Raw genomic sequence first — 15,917 nt, 5'->3', positions numbered from 1 at the left:
TACACTCTATGGATATGCAATATCATGAAAAAAGAGCTAATATGGCAAGATTAGCAGAAGATTCTTTAGCGCCTTTAAAAATAAGCGAAGAAACAAAGTCTTATTTAGATAGAAAAATATTATGTGATATGAATGAAGGCGCTAGACCATATAGACCTAGATACGTATTACCTGACTATGTAAAGTTTATAAAACAAGGTAGTGAGTACTTAGATATGCAGCCACCAAAGGATTTATATGAGGCTGTTAATGCAATGTTAATACTTTATAAATATGTACCATCTATAACTGGGTATCCTGTTTATGTAGGACAAATAGACGATGTATTAGAACCATTTATGGATACTGTAAGTGAAAAAGAAGCTTATAATTTAATAAAAATGCTACTTATAAATATAGATAGAACATTACCTGATGCATTTGTTCATATGAACATAGGACCAAAAGATAGCAGAGTTGGAAGACTAGTGATACAAATAGAAAGAGAACTTAGAAAAGCAATACCTAATGTTACTTTAAAGTGTAGCGAAGAAACTCCAGATGATCTTATAAAGTATGGTATAGAATCAGCTCTTGAAAATATAAAGCCGTATTTTGTAAATCATAAATTAATGACTAATGATTTAGGGGAAGATTATGGTGTAGTTAGTTGTTATAACTCGCTTAGAATAGGTGGAGGAGCACATACGTTAACTAGATTAAATTTAAAAGCATTAGCAGAAGAAAGTAAAGATTATGAAGATTTTATGAATGCACAACTTCCAAAAGCAGTAAAATCATTATCGGAACTTACAAATGCTAGAATTAAATATTTAGTTGAAGAAGTTAAGTTCTTTGAAAGTTCATTCTTAGCAAAAGAAGGGTTAATAGATTTAAATAAGTTTACATCTATGCTAGCTATATATGGAACTTTTGAATGTGTAGAAATGTTTACAGGAAAACAAATGGGTCATGACGAGAGAGCCAATGATGTAGCAGAAGAAATATGCAAACGATTTGCTGAATTAGTTAGAAATGAAGATGCGCTATATTGTGGAGGAACAAAAGGTAAGCATGGAGTTCATGCACAAGGGGGATTAGAATCGGATACAGATACAACTCCAGCAATTAGAATTAAGTATGGATGTGAACCTGATATATTTGATCATATTAATTTATCAGGAAAACTTCATAAGTATTTTGATACAGGATGTAGTGATATATATTTATTTGATGAAACTGCAAAAAATAATATAGATGGGATGCTTAGAGTTGTAAAAGGAGCTCTTGAAAATGGAATAAGAGTATTATCTATAAACAGTGATTCTTCAGAATTTGTAAGAATAACTGGATACTTAGTTAAAAAGACTGATATAAATAAATTTAATGAAGGTAAAAACTTAAGAGAAGACTCAGTTGTTTTAGGTGCATTAAGTATGAAAAATGGAATAGAAGAAAGAAAGGTAAGAACTGTTTAATGAAAGCTCCTGTTAATAAAATTATAAATATGAGCTTTATAGATGGGCCTGGATGTAGGATAAGTATATTTTTGCAAGGTTGCAATATGGAGTGTATATATTGTCATAATCCAGAAACACAAAATATTTGCTTTTCATGTAAAGAGTGTATAGATGTGTGCAAGACAGGTGCACTTACATTTGAAGGCAAAATAAAATATGATAAAAATAAGTGCATAAATTGTGATGAATGTATAGGTGTATGCAAGAAATTTGCCTCACCTAAAATTACTTATTACGATACAACTGAACTATTTAACTATATCAATAAATATAAAAACCTTATAGATGGTATTACATTTTCTGGAGGAGAATGTACTATTTACAGTGACTTTATAGTAGAATTTGCTGATATTATTCATGAAAAAACAAATCTAAATGTTTTTGTTGATACAAATGGAAATATAAACGAAAAAGATATTGAGAAGCTTATAGAACATGTAGATGGATTTATGTTTGACCTAAAGGCATTTGAAGGGGATAATCATATTAAGGTTACAGGAATAGAAAATAATATAGTTTTTAATAATATAAATAAATGTGCTAAGACTAAAAAACTATATGAAATAAGAACTGTATTAATCGAAAATATAAATGATGATTGGGATACATTTATAGATGAGGTTAAATATATAAAAAATTTAAATGAGCATGCTAAATTTAAATTAATACCATTTAGGCAATACGGAGTAAAAGGAGAACTTTCTAATTTTAGAGATTATCCGAAAGAAAAATACATGAAATACCATGAAAAAGCGAAAGAAGTATTAAAAGAGAGAATGATAAACCCTATTATTTAATATAATGAATATATATGTAAACCTAGGTAACAAATTGTTATCTAGGTTTTTTTTATGCAATAAAATAGAGTACGAAAGCTTGGAATTAGCGAAGGACATACATTTATAAAAATAGAAAACTAATTACATGAATAAATGTATGGGGGGATAATATGAAAGAAAAAGTTATAGAAAAAACTATTGAATGGGCAAAGGTTATAACGTTAGCTATATGTATGGGGCTTATAGTTACATATTTTATTGTACCTACAGTTGTAAGTGGAGAATCGATGTATCCAACTTTAAATACTAAGGATTACTTGATAATAAATAAGTTAGCATACAAAACTGGAAATCCAAATAGGGGAGACATAGTAGTATTTAAAACTGACTTGAAAAATAGCGATGGAGAGAAAAAAAGTTTAGTGAAAAGAATTATAGGACTTCCAAATGATCATTTAGTAATAAAAAGTGGTCAAGTCTATATAAATGATAATTTAATAGATGAACCTTATTTAGAAGATACTTACACAGCGGGAGATATAGATATAAAAATACCAAGTGACAGTTATTTTGCTATGGGTGATAATAGATTAGTAAGTAAAGATAGTAGGGATTCAGACGTTGGAGTTGTGAATAAAAATGAAATAGTTGGGGAAGTAAGCATGAGGTTATTTCCATTTAAAGAAGTTGGGACTATTGGATAATTTGTAATATTAAAGTGCGTATTATAATACATATGTATTATAGTACGCATATTTTATTTGTAAATAAAATAATAAGAAATGCTTAATAAAAAAGTCTGAAATGGAAGAAATACTAATAAAAATAGTAAAAAATGTTAAAAAGGCTTTAGAAATTAAACAAAACAATATATAATGTAATTGAGGTAAAATTTTAAATTGGGTATATATTTATAAAATTAGGAGTGTGAGTATATAGTGAATCAGTTAAAAATAACTGAAACAGCATTAAGGGATGGGCATCAGTCTTTAATTGCTACAAGGTTAACCACAGAAGAAATACTACCTATATTAGAAACTATGGACAAGGTAGGATATCACTCTATGGAAGTTTGGGGTGGAGCGACGTTTGATGCATGCATACGTTTTCTAAATGAAGACCCATGGGAAAGATTAAGGGAAATAAGAAAAAGAGTAAAAAATACTAAACTACAAATGCTTTTAAGAGGACAAAATCTTCTTGGATATAGAAACTATGCAGATGATCTAGTTGATAAATTTATTAAACTTTCGCTGGAAAACGGTATCGATATAATAAGAGTATTTGATGCGTTAAATGATGTTAGAAATATCGAAGCATCTGTGAAAGCTATAAAAAAATACGGGGGGCATTGCCAGTGTGCAATTTCCTATACTACAAGTGATGTTCATACAACCGAGTATTATTTAAATCTTTTAAAGGACATGGAATCTATGGGGGCAGATTCTATATGTATAAAAGATATGGCTGGAGTTTTAACTCCGTATAACGCTTATGAGTTAGTCAAAAAGATGAAATCGATAAGTAACCTGCCAATAGAATTACATACGCATTGTACTAGTGGGATAGCAGATATGATATATATGAAAGCTGTTGAGGCTGGAGTAGATATAATAGATACTGCAATATCTCCATTTTCGGGAGGAACATCTCAACCTCCAACAGAATCCTTAGCTGTAACATTTAGCGAAATGGAAAGAAATCCAGAATTAAATATGGAAGCTTTACTAGAAGTTGCAGAATACTTTAAACCTATAAGAGATAAATATATGGAACAAGGTACTTTAAATCCAAAAGTGTTATTAACAGAGCCTCAAACTTTAAATTATAAGGTTCCAGGCGGAATGCTTTCTAATTTACTTTCTCAGTTAAAGCAACAAAATGCAACTGAAAAATACGAAGATGTATTAAAAGAAGTTCCAAGAGTTAGAGCAGACCTTGGATACCCTCCATTAGTTACACCTATGAGTCAAATGGTAGGAACTCAAGCTTTATTCAATGTATTAACTGGAGAGAGATATAAACTAGTTCCAAAAGAAATAAAAGATTATGTAAAAGGACAATATGGAAAAGCTCCAGCACCTATAGATAAAGATATTAAGAAAACAATAATAGGTGAAGAAGAAGTTATAACTATAAGACCAGCAGATCTTTTAGAACCAGAATTTGAAAATATAAAGATTGAAGCTGGAAAATTAGCTAAGTGTGATGAAGATGTATTAACATATGCATTATTCCCACAAGTAGCACCGAACTTCTTAGAAAACAAATACAATCCAAAAAAAGAAGAAGAGTTAAGTGAAGAAAATAAAATTCACTATATAACAGTAACTATGTAGAAAATGGGTGATAATTAATGTTTGGTAATGAAATAAGTATAATGGAAGCTATCAATATAACTATATCTAGTATGACTATAGTATTTTTAACTTTAATATTGATATCTCTTGTATTATCTTCGTTTAAATATATATTTAAAGCAAAACCACAAGTAAAAACAGTTATTAAAAAAGAAGTAGAAAAAGAGCAAATAGCTTTTGACGAAGATGAAGAAGAAGATAGAGTAGTGGTTGCACTTGCAGCATCTATAATGGCAGGTGAGGGAAAAATAAATCCTAATCTTCATGTAAAGAGAATAACAAGAATAAAATAATAGCTATAATAATGAAATTTTTAAGGGAGAGATAAAAATGAGCGCTAAAACATATCACATAACATTAAATGGAAAAGTTTATGAAGTTGAAATTGAAGAAGTTAAAAAAGGAGAAAAACCACAGCCGACAATCCAAGAAAAAGCATCACAACCTAAGAAGGAAGTTCAAGTTGCAGGTTCAGGAGAAGCTATAGATGCTCCAATGCCAGGAACTATAGTAAATATAATGGTTAGTAATGGAGACAAAGTAAAGAAAGGTCAAGTTATAGCTATACTTGAAGCTATGAAAATGGAAAATGAAATAGTAGCTCCAATAGATGGAACAGTTATTTCTGTTGATGTTGAAAAAGGTCAAAATGTAAATCTTGGGGATAGCTTAGTACAAATAGGATAATCGTATAGAAAATAGGGGGCGTTACTGTGTTAGAAATGTTACAGACTTTCTTTGCAAATACTGGATTTGCAATAGTAGATTATAGACAAATAATAATGATTTTAATAGCATGTGTATTTTTATACTTAGCTATAGCAAAGGGGTATGAACCATATCTTTTAATACCTATATCTATAGGTATGCTTCTTGCTAATATGCCAGGAGTTGACTTAATGAAAGCAGCTACCGATTCAGAAAATGGAGGGCTTTTATACTACTTATATCAAGGAACAAAATTAGGAATTTATCCACCTCTAATATTTTTATGTATAGGTGCAAGTACAGATTTTGGTCCGATAATTGCAAACCCTAAAACACTATTACTAGGGGCAGCGGCTCAATTTGGTGTATTCTTTGCATTTATTGGAGCTATATTATTAGGATTTACAGGTCCTGAATCTGCATCTATAGGTATAATTGGTGGAGCAGATGGGCCAACAGCGATATATTTAACAGGAAAATTAGCGCCACATCTATTAGGAACTATAGCTCTTGCAGCATATTCTTATATGGCACTAGTTCCAGTTATACAACCTCCAATAATAAAAGCTTTGACTACTAAAGAAGAACGTATGGTAAAAATGGAACAATTAAGACCTGTTTCAAAGACAGAAAAAATAATATTTCCAATAGTTATAATGATACTAGTTATAGGTTTATTGCCAACAGCAGCACCTCTTATAGGGATGCTTATGTTTGGAAACTTAATAAAGGAAAGTGGAGTGGTTCCAAAGTTAGTTGAAACTGCAACAGGACCTATGCTATACATAATAACTATAATATTAGGATTAACTGTTGGAGCTACAGCAAATGCAGAGACATTTTTAACTTCACAAACGTTAGGAATAACAGCTATGGGACTTTTAGCATTTGCAGTAGGAACAGCAGCAGGAGTTTTATTCGGTAAAATAATGTACAAAGTAAGTGGCGGGAAGGTTAATCCAATGATAGGGGCAGCCGGGGTTTCAGCAGTTCCTATGGCAGCAAGAGTTGTTCAAAAAGTTGGGCAAAAAGAAAACCCTTCAAACTTCTTACTTATGCATGCAATGGGACCTAATGTTGCAGGCGTTATAGGGTCAGCTGTAGCAGCAGGAGTTTTATTACAACTATTTGTTAAATAATAAAAATAAAAGCTATTTTGATATAAGGTATGAGTTCTAGGTTTGGAGCTTCTTATATTGAAATAGCTTTTTAGTTATACTTTTAGTTAACTTAAAAATTTAAACAGTTGACAAAAACCTTTTAATATATGTACAATAAAAATGTAAACTATTTATTTTATATAGTTAACTAATAAGGAGGATATATGAAACTAAACACTAAAGAATTAATAATTTGTGCCATGTTTGCAAGTATAACAGCTATTTTAGCCCAAATTGCCATACCCCTTCCATTTTCAACAGTGCCACTTACTATGCAAGTATTTGCAGTAACAATAAGCGGAGTAATACTTGGTTCTAAAAAAGGATTTGTAACTCAGGTTATATATATATTATTGGGAGCTATAGGAATGCCTGTATTTGCACAAATGAGCGGAGGAGCTGGTATATTATTTGGATATACAGGTGGATTTATAATGGCTTTTCCATTAATGGCATTGATAATAGGATATGTAAGTGATAAATATGATTCTATATTACCTATAATGATATCTATGATTGTATCTCTTATGATAAATTATACTATAGGAACATTATGGTATTCATTTATAGCTGGAGTTGGATTTATGGAAGGATTTATGGTGTGTGTAGTACCTTTCATATTAGTAGACTTACTTAAAGTAGCACTAGCTACCACTATTGGAATAAACGTAAAAAGAAGAATTAAAAGAGAGGCATTTTTATGTTAGAGATTAGACCTCACCATCTTTTTTGTATGAAAGCTTTTATAGGAAGAGGTTACAGTAAAGACTTCACTGATAATATGACAGATATTATTTTTAGTTTAAATAAATCTAAAAATCAAGATATAAAAATTACAGCTAACTTAGATAGTGTATGTTATAAATGTCCTAATAATATAGATTATAAGTTTTGTACTACAGATAAAGAAGTAATTAAAATGGATAAGAATATAATGAATTATTTCAATATAGCAGAAGGTATATATAAATATGAAAAAATTGAAAATTTGATATATAATAATATAAGTGAAGAGATAATCGAAGAAGTTTGCAAAAACTGTAGTTGGTATAAAAAGACAAACTGTAAAGAACTTATACTATTAAAATCAAAAGGAGAACTTTTAGTAAATGGTAAGTAGTACATTTAATACAAATGAAATAATAACTATTGTTATGGCGATGATTGAAGATATAAAAAATGAATCAATTTATGGTATAGAAAGTGACGAATTAAATATACCTAATGATATAAGTGAAAAAATAGATAATCTAGATGATATGGAATGTGAGAAATTTTTTTGCTTAATAGATGCGATATCTAATAAAGTATGTAATTTGAAAAATGGAGAACTTCATGAATTAAATATTATTCATAAGGAAATTATTGAATTTTCAAGTGTTTATCTTAAGGAATATATGATTTGAATTAAAAGTGTTATCTAAAATATTTTAGATAACACTTTTATTGTATATGTTTAAATATAGAAAAAATTTACTCTTTATAATAAAATATACATATAAACATTATGGAGGAAAAATTATGAAAATACTTGTTGTAGAAGACAATTTAAGTTTATTAAAAAGTATTAAAAAAGAATTAGAAAATCACTTTCAAGTTGAGTGCACAGGTAATGGTGAAGATGCATATTTTCTTATAAAACAAAATATTTATGATCTTGTAGTATTAGATTTAATGCTTCCTGGGATGGATGGAATTCAAATATTAGATAAAATACGTAAAGAAAATGAAGATGTATTGGTTTTGATTTTAACAGCAAAAGAAAGTTTAGATGATAAAGTTAAAGCATTTATGTTAGGTGCTAATGATTATTTAACTAAACCATTTTATATGGAAGAATTAGTAGCTAGAATATATGCAATGTTAAGAACTAAAGGCAAAATTGATAATAAAAATACTTTAGAGTTTAAAGGTCTAAAGCTTGATTTAAATAAAAAAATCGTAACTATAGATGACAATGATATAGAAATTCCAAATAAACAATTCAACTTACTAGAATATTTACTTTTAAATAAAGGAACGATATTGTTAAAAGAGCAAATTTTTGATAGGATTTGGGGGATGGAAAGTGATTCAACTATAGATATAGTGGAAGTATATATAAGTAATCTTAGAAAAAAGCTAAGTAAATATGGGTATCATAAATACATAATCACAAAACGAAGAGTGGGGTATATGTTTGATGATAAATAATGATATTTTATATAGCACTAGAAAAAACCTTATAAAAATAAATATAGCTGTTGTTGGTAGCTTTTTAATAATATTTTCACTTTGTATATATAGTTATTTTAAGGTTCAAACATATAATAATGTAGATACACACTTAAAAGAAGAATTAGAATATATAGGAATGCAACTGGATGTAAATAATCTATATTCTACTCCTAAATTATTAGATCCTAAAAATATGGTATATATATACAAAGATAGCAAGGTGAAATTCTTTACTCCAAATGGTTATTTTAAAGATTCTATACCATATAATAACAGTAATGGATTAGGATTTAATACCTACAAACACAGCTCATATACATTTAGAGAGCTTAAATTTAATGTAAATGGATATACAATTCAAATTATAAGAAATATAGATTCTGAAATGGGACTTTTAAATAAACTATTAATTGTATTTTTTATAGGAACAGTTTTAGCTATAGTAACGACTTATTTCATAGCTTTATATTTAACAAAAAAAGCACTTATTCCAATTGAAAAAACATGGAGTAATCAAGTTAAATTTATACAAGATGCATCTCATGAACTGAGAACACCTATAACTATAATTTCATCTAAATTAGAAAGTTTATTAAAAACCCCTGAAAATTCTATAAGTGATGAAATTGAAACTATTGCAGATGCAATGAAAGAAAATCGAAGATTAAAAAAAATGGTAAACGATTTACTAGATTTAACGAAAGAAGAAAGTATAACAAAATTTAATCTAGAGGAATTTGATGTATATGAATTAATAAAAAATATAAGTAATGACTACATTGAAATTTCAGATATACATGGAAAGAAATTTAGTTATAGTTTTAATGGGAATAACCATTTTATAGTAAGTGATAAATGCAAGTTAAGACAGTTGTTAATAATTTTTATAGATAATGCATTTAAATATACAAATGAAGGTGACGATATAAATATAAGTGTAAATAATAAAGAAAATATATGTATCATATCTATAAGAGATAGTGGAATAGGAATTGATGAAAAAGATATAAATTTAGTTTTTGATAGATTTTTTAGAAGTGATGCTGTGAGAGAAAGTGGAATTGATGGATCGGGAATAGGTCTTAGTATTGCAAATATGATTGTAAAGAGTTTAAAAGGAAATATAAAAGTTTATTCTAAACTGAATGAGGGTACAGAATTTAATATAACTTTACCTAAAAAGCTAAAAAATAATTGATTTAGAAAACAGTGTATGGGTATAATTAGAATATCTTAATAAGAGTAATTAATTTACAGAAATGTGATAAAGTTACAGAATAAAAGTTCTTTATAACATATAATATAATAAAGAATAAAACAGTAAAAATTAAAATAAATATATAGATATATTAGGAGGAAAATATTATGGCTAAAATAATAAATACAGGGAATTTTAGAGGAGCAGTAGAAGATAATCAAGGTGTTGTAGTTGTAGACTTTTTTGCAACATGGTGTGGTCCTTGCAAAATGTTAGCTCCAGTATTTGAAAGTGTTTCAGCAGAATTAAATAATGCTAAATTTGTAAAGGTTGATATAGATGAAAGTCTAGAATTAGCTCAAAAATTTGGAATATCAACAGTTCCAACTATGATGATATTTAAAGATGGTAAAGTAGTTGATAAATTAGTTGGATTTATGCCAAAAGAAAGTTTAAAAGCTAAAGTAGAAGCTCATTTATAAAGTTTATTAAATGATTAGACTTATTAGGGTGCTAAGTTATATTAGCACCCTAAATTACATATATTTAATGGGTAAACAATTTGAAAGAAGGTGGATTTAATGAGATATGATATAGCTGTAATAGGAAGCGGTCCAGCAGGAATCTCTGCAGCGATAAATGGAACGATAAGAAATAAAAAAGTAATTTTATTTGGAAATGATGATTTAAGTGCTAAATTAGTTAAAGCTCCATCAATAGATAATTATTTAGGATTTTATGATATAAGTGGAAATGATTTAAAGGATAAGTTTAAAAAACATTTAGAAGATATGAATATTGAAATTACTAAGTTAAAAATAAATAATGTATATGCTATGGGAGAGTATTTTACATTAATGGCTGGAGATGAGATGTTTGAAGCTAGCACTGTTATAATAGCAACAGGTGTTGAATATGGAAAGCCTATAAAAGGTGAAGAAGAATTTTTAGGAAAAGGTGTAGGATACTGTGCAACTTGTGATGCACCATTATATAGAGATAAAAATGTTGCAGTAATAGGTTATAATCATGAGGCTGAAGAAGATGCAAACTTCTTGAGTGAAATTGCAGCTAAAACATATTTTATACCTATGCATAAAAATGAACTTAATTTAAATGAAAATATAGATGTTATAAAAGATTTTCCACTTGAGATACAAGGCGATAATCTAGTTAATAAATTGAAGCTTAGAAATCAAGAATTAGATGTTGATGGTGTATTTGTTATGAAAGATAGTGCTTCTCCAAAGGCTTTAGTTCCAGGAATAGAAACTGAAGGAGTGCATATAAAAGTTAACATAAATATGGAAACTAATATACCAGGATGCTACGCTTGTGGTGATTGTGCAGGTAAGCCATATCAATATTTAAAATCAGCAGGTCAAGGTCAAATAGCTGCACTTAACGCAGTTAGCTATTTGGATAAAAAGAAGAGAGAAAGTCTAAAATAAAAACATAAAAAAACCTCCTTTTATTTTAAAAGGAGGTTTTTTTATGAATTATATAAATTAATTGTCTAGTGTTCTTGTATTTTTTAGATTAATTGCGATTATAATTGCACAAACGGTTAAAACTATAGTTGCACATAATCCAGCTTCTGGGCCAAAAACTCCCCCTGATATAATTTCACTTCCTCTTAATTTAAAATCAAAAATAGAACCTATTAAAGCTTTACCTCCACTGACCTCGAATCCAAAAACATTTCCTTGAGAAAAGTTCCAAGCTGCGTGAATTCCGCATACACCCCATAAATCATTTGTTTTTATTACATACATACCTAGGAATAACCCAACTAAAATTATATTAAGTACAGCAACAAATGTTATACCTGGATTAGCTAAATGGACAACTCCAAAGAAAACCGAAGATACTATTAGCCCTACTACAGGAGTATATCTTGCTCCTAATATATTCATAAGCCAACCTCTAACAACTATTTCTTCATTTGCACTTTGAATCATCCAAGCCGGTATAATAAGTAAAACATTTGATAAGGCAAAAGTTCCGATTGCTTGCTTTGGAATATTATCAACGGTAATAGAACCAAATAAGTATAATAAAGCTACAGTTGAAGTCATCATCAAAAGGCCTATGCAAAATCCTTTTAGATATTTTATAATGAAATTATTGCTAGTAAAACCTATAGAAGAGAATTTTCGCTTTTCAATAAGTTTAACCCATAAAAATACCATTAATATAGTTGGTAAAGTTAGTAGTATATGTTCTAAAAATAAGTTTGCAAAATTAGTACTTAGATTCAAAATTGAAGTTAATTTGGCAAATGGGTTATATATAAAAGGTATTAAGAATTCTCCTAAAATTTGACCAAATATTATCATTAAAAGTGCTAAGATTGGACCTAGAATGATATTTGCTAAATATTTACTTTCTTTTGCTTTAATAAATAGATTGTTCTTTGGTAAAAACAAATCTATCACCTCCTATTGTTAATATTTGTATATAAACTTATAATATGCTTTGATTTAACAAATTTTAAAACTTTATTAAATTAGAAAAATATTATAGTAGAAATAAAAAAACATATATGCTATTATAATTAATACCAGGTAATAATACTTTGCTATTATATTAAACTATAATACAAGGGAGTATTATACTTATAAAGTTCTAGTTTTGGAGGGATTTAAATGAGTAATATAAAATTGGTATGTGACAGTTTGTCGGATATACCCAAAGAATTGATAAATAAATATGATATACATGTAGTTCCATTAACTGTTATATTTGACAATAAAGAGTACATTGATGGAGTAGATTTAAGCAAAGAAGAGTTTTATAAAATGTTAAGAAATAGTGAAAATACGCCTAAAACATCTCAATGTACATATATACAATTTTTAGATACTTTTAAAAAATATATAAGTCAAGATAAAGAAATACTTTATATAGGAGGCTCATCATCTGCATCAGGGACACTGCAAAGTGCGACTATGGCAAAAAACGACTTAGATGGAGAAATATATATTTTTGATACAAAAAATTTATCTATAGGTAGTGCTTGCTTTGCTATATCAGCAGCAGAAATGATTGAAAATGGAGAGCCTATATCTAATATAATTAATCATCTGCAAGAAATTAAGAAAAGTATAAACATATTTTTTACTGTAGATACATTAGATTATTTACAAAAGGGTGGAAGGTTGTCTTTAGCAAAAGCTACTATAGGAAATATGTTAAATATAAAGCCGATTCTTTCTGTAGAAGAAGGTCTTGTAAAGGCTGTAGGGCAAGTAAGAGGTAAAAAGCAAGTTTTAAATAAAATAATAAATATAATAAAAGAAAATATAGGTAATGATTTAAGTAACAAAAGAGTAATACTTACTTATGGAGATAATGAACTTGAGCTTTCTTCATTTAAAGATAAAATAGAAGAAGAGTTCGATGTAAGTGAGATAATAATTGAAAATGTTAGTTCAAGTATATGCTCACATACAGGACCTGGCATAATAGGTATAGTTTGTTCTGATATATAAAAAGACTGTTTCAAATTAATTTGAAACAGTCTTTTTGATAAATTAAGCTAAGCCAAACAAATTAAATATACAAGTTGTTGAGAAACATACTATAAACGCAACTAGAGTAGGCATTAAAAATCCAACTGTAGTCCATTTAAGGCTTTGTGTTTCCTTTTTTATTGTCCATAGTGTTGTTGCACAAGGCCAATGCAAAAGGCTAAACAGCATTGTATTTATAGCAGTTAAATAAGTCCAGCCATTATCTTTCAAAACCTCTCCAAGTGCATTTATACTATCAAACTCAATCATAGAACCTGTTGCCAAATAAGACATTAATAGTATCGGGATTACAATTTCATTTGCTGGGAATCCTAAAATGAATGCAAGCAATATAAACCCATCAAGTCCAATTAAGCTTGCGATTGGATCTAAAAAGCTTGCTACATGGGATAATATACTCATATCACCTATATAAATATTTGCAAATACCCATGTAATAAGGCCTGCAGGGATTGCAACTACGATAGCTCTACCCAATACAAAAATAGTTCTATCTATTATAGATGTGTATATAACCCTACCGATTTTTGGTGTTCTATAAGGTGGAAGTTCTAATGTAAAAGTTGAAGGGACTCCTTTTAACAGTGTTTTAGATAAAATATAAGAAACTAGTAAAGTAGTCACAATTCCAAATATTATACAAAGGGCTATACAAAGGGCAACAATAGTACTGCTCACAAAAGAGTTTTTGATAAAACATGTGAAAAAAATTGTAGCTATAGCTATTAATGTTGGGAAACGTCCATTACAAGGTACAAAATTATTTGTAAGTATAGCAATTAGTCTTTCTCTAGGAGAATCTATGATTCTGCACCCTATAACACCAGCTGCATTACATCCAAATCCCATACACATAGTTAAGCATTGTTTACCATGGCAACAAGCTTTTTTAAACATATGGTCTAGGTTGAAGGCCACTCTAGGTAAGTATCCAAAATCTTCAAGCAGAGTGAATAATGGAAAAAATATTGCCATAGGAGGAAGCATAACTGAAATAACCCATGCAAGAGTTCTGTACATGCCATAACTAATCATTTCGTTTAACCACAAAGGACATTGAATAGATGATAAAAAGTTATATAAAAGAGGTTCAAATTTAAACAAAAAATTAGATAGTAGGTTTGATGGCACATTGGCGCCTTCAATAGTAATCCAAAGAATTATACAAAGCATTAAAAGCATTAACGGTAATCCAAGTATTTTAGATGTAATTATTTTATCGATTTTTTCATCCCTGTGGAATTTGCTTTTATTTTGTATGATAACACTTTTATCATAAAGTTCTTTTGCATATTCATACATATTCATACTCATAGAATCTCTAATTGAAATTTTATTAATATCTTCTGGTAATTTTGCTTTTATTTTATCTATTTCAGTTTTGTAGTCTCCATTTATATAATTATTCATAGAGTCATATATACTAGTATCTCCATCAATTAATCTAAGCCCTAGCCATCTAGATTTTATATAAGGTATATTTGAAGATAAATCGCTTTCTATAATTTTTAATAAATCCTCTATATTTTCATTATACTTTATGATCTTATTATTATAGTTATAAGAATTAGTTACGACTGAATCTAAAGTTTCAAGTAAATTATCCATACCTTCACCGTTTCTAGCTGATGTTAAAACAACAGGAATTCCAAGTTTATTTTCTATAATTTCTTTATTTATAAAAATACCTTTTTTTCTTGCTTCATCAACTAGATTTATACAAAGTATAACATTATCTGTAAGTTCCATTACTTGAAAAGCTAAATTTAAATTACGTTCTAATGAAGTAGCATCAGCTACTACAATGACTGCATCTGGATTTCCAAAGCAAGCGAAATCACGAGCTACTATTTCTTCTTGGGATGCAGCAAATAAAGAATAAGTACCTGGTAAATCAATTAAAGCAAAATCTTTTGAATTATATTTAAAGTCCCCTCTAGCTGTACATACTGTTTTTCCCGGCCAATTTCCAGTATGTTGCTTAAGTCCAGTTAAATAATTAAACACAGTGCTTTTTCCGGTATTAGGATTTCCAGCAAGTGCTATTATATATTGATTATCTTTTTTATCTATATTAAACATATCTTTTAATGATTTTATCTTAGTTGAATTATAAGTTAACCCCATAATTTTATCCCCCCTTTAAATTTAAGGTTTATATATATGAAACTAAAATTTTTTGACCTTCTTCTTTTCTAAGTGCAATCATAGCACCTCGTATATTATATACAGTTAAATTATCTTTAGGACCACGTCTAACTACATCTATTAAAGCACCATTAGTTAAACCAAGCGCTAACATTCGCTCTCTTAGGTAACCTTCTGATAAAAGTCCTTCTACCTTAACGGTGCTACAAATATCTACATCAGTAAGTTTTACCATAAAAATACCTCCATTTTAATAAAAGTAAGAAAAAATTTTAGTTTAAGCTAAATTTCTTACAATAAATATTATGAAAA

General features: G+C 28.5%; 18 protein-coding genes. 15 read left to right on the top strand and 3 right to left on the bottom strand.

What is annotated here, in order from left to right; all coding sequences use genetic code 11:
- The 14 genes from ACRDDE_RS04620 to ACRDDE_RS04555 form a co-directional block, all read left to right on the top strand.
- On the top strand, positions 1-1,457 hold a 1,457-nt coding region (locus ACRDDE_RS04620; RefSeq protein ID WP_438625857.1), incomplete at its 5' end, for a YjjI family glycine radical enzyme.
- Entirely contained in the window at positions 1,457-2,296 is an 840-nt protein-coding gene (locus ACRDDE_RS04615; RefSeq protein ID WP_438625855.1) for a YjjW family glycine radical enzyme activase, read from the top strand. The genes ACRDDE_RS04620 and ACRDDE_RS04615, both read left to right, overlap by 1 nt.
- A 152-nt stretch (positions 2,297-2,448) precedes the next feature.
- Positions 2,449-2,982 carry a signal peptidase I gene (lepB, locus tag ACRDDE_RS04610; RefSeq protein ID WP_438625853.1) on the top strand — a complete coding sequence of 178 codons (534 nt, stop codon included), beginning with the start codon at positions 2,449-2,451 and terminating at the stop codon, positions 2,980-2,982.
- A 234-nt stretch (positions 2,983-3,216) separates the two neighbouring features.
- Entirely contained in the window at positions 3,217-4,617 is a 1,401-nt protein-coding gene (locus tag ACRDDE_RS04605) for an oxaloacetate decarboxylase subunit alpha (RefSeq protein ID WP_438625851.1), read from the top strand.
- Between the two features lie 17 nt (positions 4,618-4,634).
- Entirely contained in the window at positions 4,635-4,931 is a 297-nt protein-coding gene (locus ACRDDE_RS04600) for an OadG family protein (protein ID WP_438625849.1), read from the top strand.
- 37 nt (positions 4,932-4,968) lie between these two features.
- Positions 4,969-5,325: a biotin/lipoyl-containing protein gene (locus tag ACRDDE_RS04595; RefSeq protein ID WP_438625847.1), complete on the top strand. Its 357-nt coding sequence runs from the start codon at positions 4,969-4,971 to the stop codon at positions 5,323-5,325.
- 35 nt (positions 5,326-5,360) lie between these two features.
- Positions 5,361-6,485, top strand: a complete 1,125-nt coding sequence (locus ACRDDE_RS04590) for a sodium ion-translocating decarboxylase subunit beta (RefSeq protein ID WP_438625861.1) — start codon at positions 5,361-5,363, stop codon at positions 6,483-6,485.
- Positions 6,486-6,670: 185 nt separating this feature from the next.
- Positions 6,671-7,213, top strand: coding sequence for a biotin transporter BioY (locus ACRDDE_RS04585; protein WP_438625845.1), 543 nt, complete (start codon positions 6,671-6,673; stop codon positions 7,211-7,213).
- Positions 7,207-7,626: a DUF1284 domain-containing protein gene (locus ACRDDE_RS04580; protein WP_438625844.1), complete on the top strand. Its 420-nt coding sequence runs from the start codon at positions 7,207-7,209 to the stop codon at positions 7,624-7,626. Before ACRDDE_RS04585 ends, ACRDDE_RS04580 begins: the two co-directional genes overlap by 7 nt.
- Positions 7,616-7,912 carry a hypothetical protein gene (locus ACRDDE_RS04575; protein WP_438625842.1) on the top strand — a complete coding sequence of 99 codons (297 nt, stop codon included), beginning with the start codon at positions 7,616-7,618 and terminating at the stop codon, positions 7,910-7,912. Before ACRDDE_RS04580 ends, ACRDDE_RS04575 begins: the two co-directional genes overlap by 11 nt.
- Positions 7,913-8,027: 115 nt before the next feature.
- Entirely contained in the window at positions 8,028-8,699 is a 672-nt protein-coding gene (locus ACRDDE_RS04570; RefSeq protein WP_438625840.1) for a response regulator transcription factor, read from the top strand.
- Positions 8,689-9,921: a sensor histidine kinase gene (locus ACRDDE_RS04565; protein WP_438625859.1), complete on the top strand. Its 1,233-nt coding sequence runs from the start codon at positions 8,689-8,691 to the stop codon at positions 9,919-9,921. The genes ACRDDE_RS04570 and ACRDDE_RS04565 overlap by 11 nt, the downstream gene beginning before the upstream one ends.
- Positions 9,922-10,088: 167 nt before the next feature.
- The gene (gene trxA / locus ACRDDE_RS04560) at positions 10,089-10,403 is read left to right on the top strand and encodes a thioredoxin (protein WP_438625838.1); all 315 of its coding nucleotides are present in this window, start codon (positions 10,089-10,091) and stop codon (positions 10,401-10,403) included.
- Positions 10,404-10,502: 99 nt separating this feature from the next.
- On the top strand, positions 10,503-11,372 hold the full coding sequence (locus tag ACRDDE_RS04555) for an NAD(P)/FAD-dependent oxidoreductase (protein WP_438625836.1): 870 nt from the start codon (positions 10,503-10,505) through the stop codon (positions 11,370-11,372).
- 57 nt (positions 11,373-11,429) lie between these two features.
- Here the strand turns inward: ACRDDE_RS04555 and ACRDDE_RS04550 are convergent, their stop codons facing one another.
- Positions 11,430-12,350, bottom strand: coding sequence for a lysostaphin resistance A-like protein (locus tag ACRDDE_RS04550; RefSeq protein ID WP_438625834.1), 921 nt, complete (start codon positions 12,348-12,350; stop codon positions 11,430-11,432).
- Positions 12,351-12,569: 219 nt separating this feature from the next.
- Here ACRDDE_RS04550 and ACRDDE_RS04545 point away from each other — a divergent pair, with 219 nt between their 5' ends.
- Positions 12,570-13,415, top strand: coding sequence for a DegV family protein (locus ACRDDE_RS04545; RefSeq protein ID WP_438625832.1), 846 nt, complete (start codon positions 12,570-12,572; stop codon positions 13,413-13,415).
- A 42-nt stretch (positions 13,416-13,457) separates the two neighbouring features.
- Here the strand turns inward: ACRDDE_RS04545 and feoB are convergent, their stop codons facing one another.
- Both feoB and ACRDDE_RS04535 read right to left on the bottom strand, forming a co-directional pair.
- Entirely contained in the window at positions 13,458-15,584 is a 2,127-nt protein-coding gene (gene feoB / locus ACRDDE_RS04540) for a ferrous iron transport protein B (RefSeq protein ID WP_438625830.1), read from the bottom strand.
- A gap of 28 nt (positions 15,585-15,612) precedes the next feature.
- Positions 15,613-15,840 (bottom strand): FeoA family protein, encoded by a 228-nt coding sequence (locus ACRDDE_RS04535; RefSeq protein ID WP_021429491.1) that lies wholly within the window; start codon positions 15,838-15,840, stop codon positions 15,613-15,615.
- Positions 15,841-15,917: the final 77 nt, after the last annotated feature.

It is taken from the genome of Paraclostridium sp. (genome assembly GCF_051656405.1).
In the GTDB taxonomy this organism is placed as follows: Bacteria; Bacillota; Clostridia; order Peptostreptococcales; family Peptostreptococcaceae; genus Paraclostridium.
This window is presented reverse-complemented; position numbering and strand designations above follow the sequence as displayed.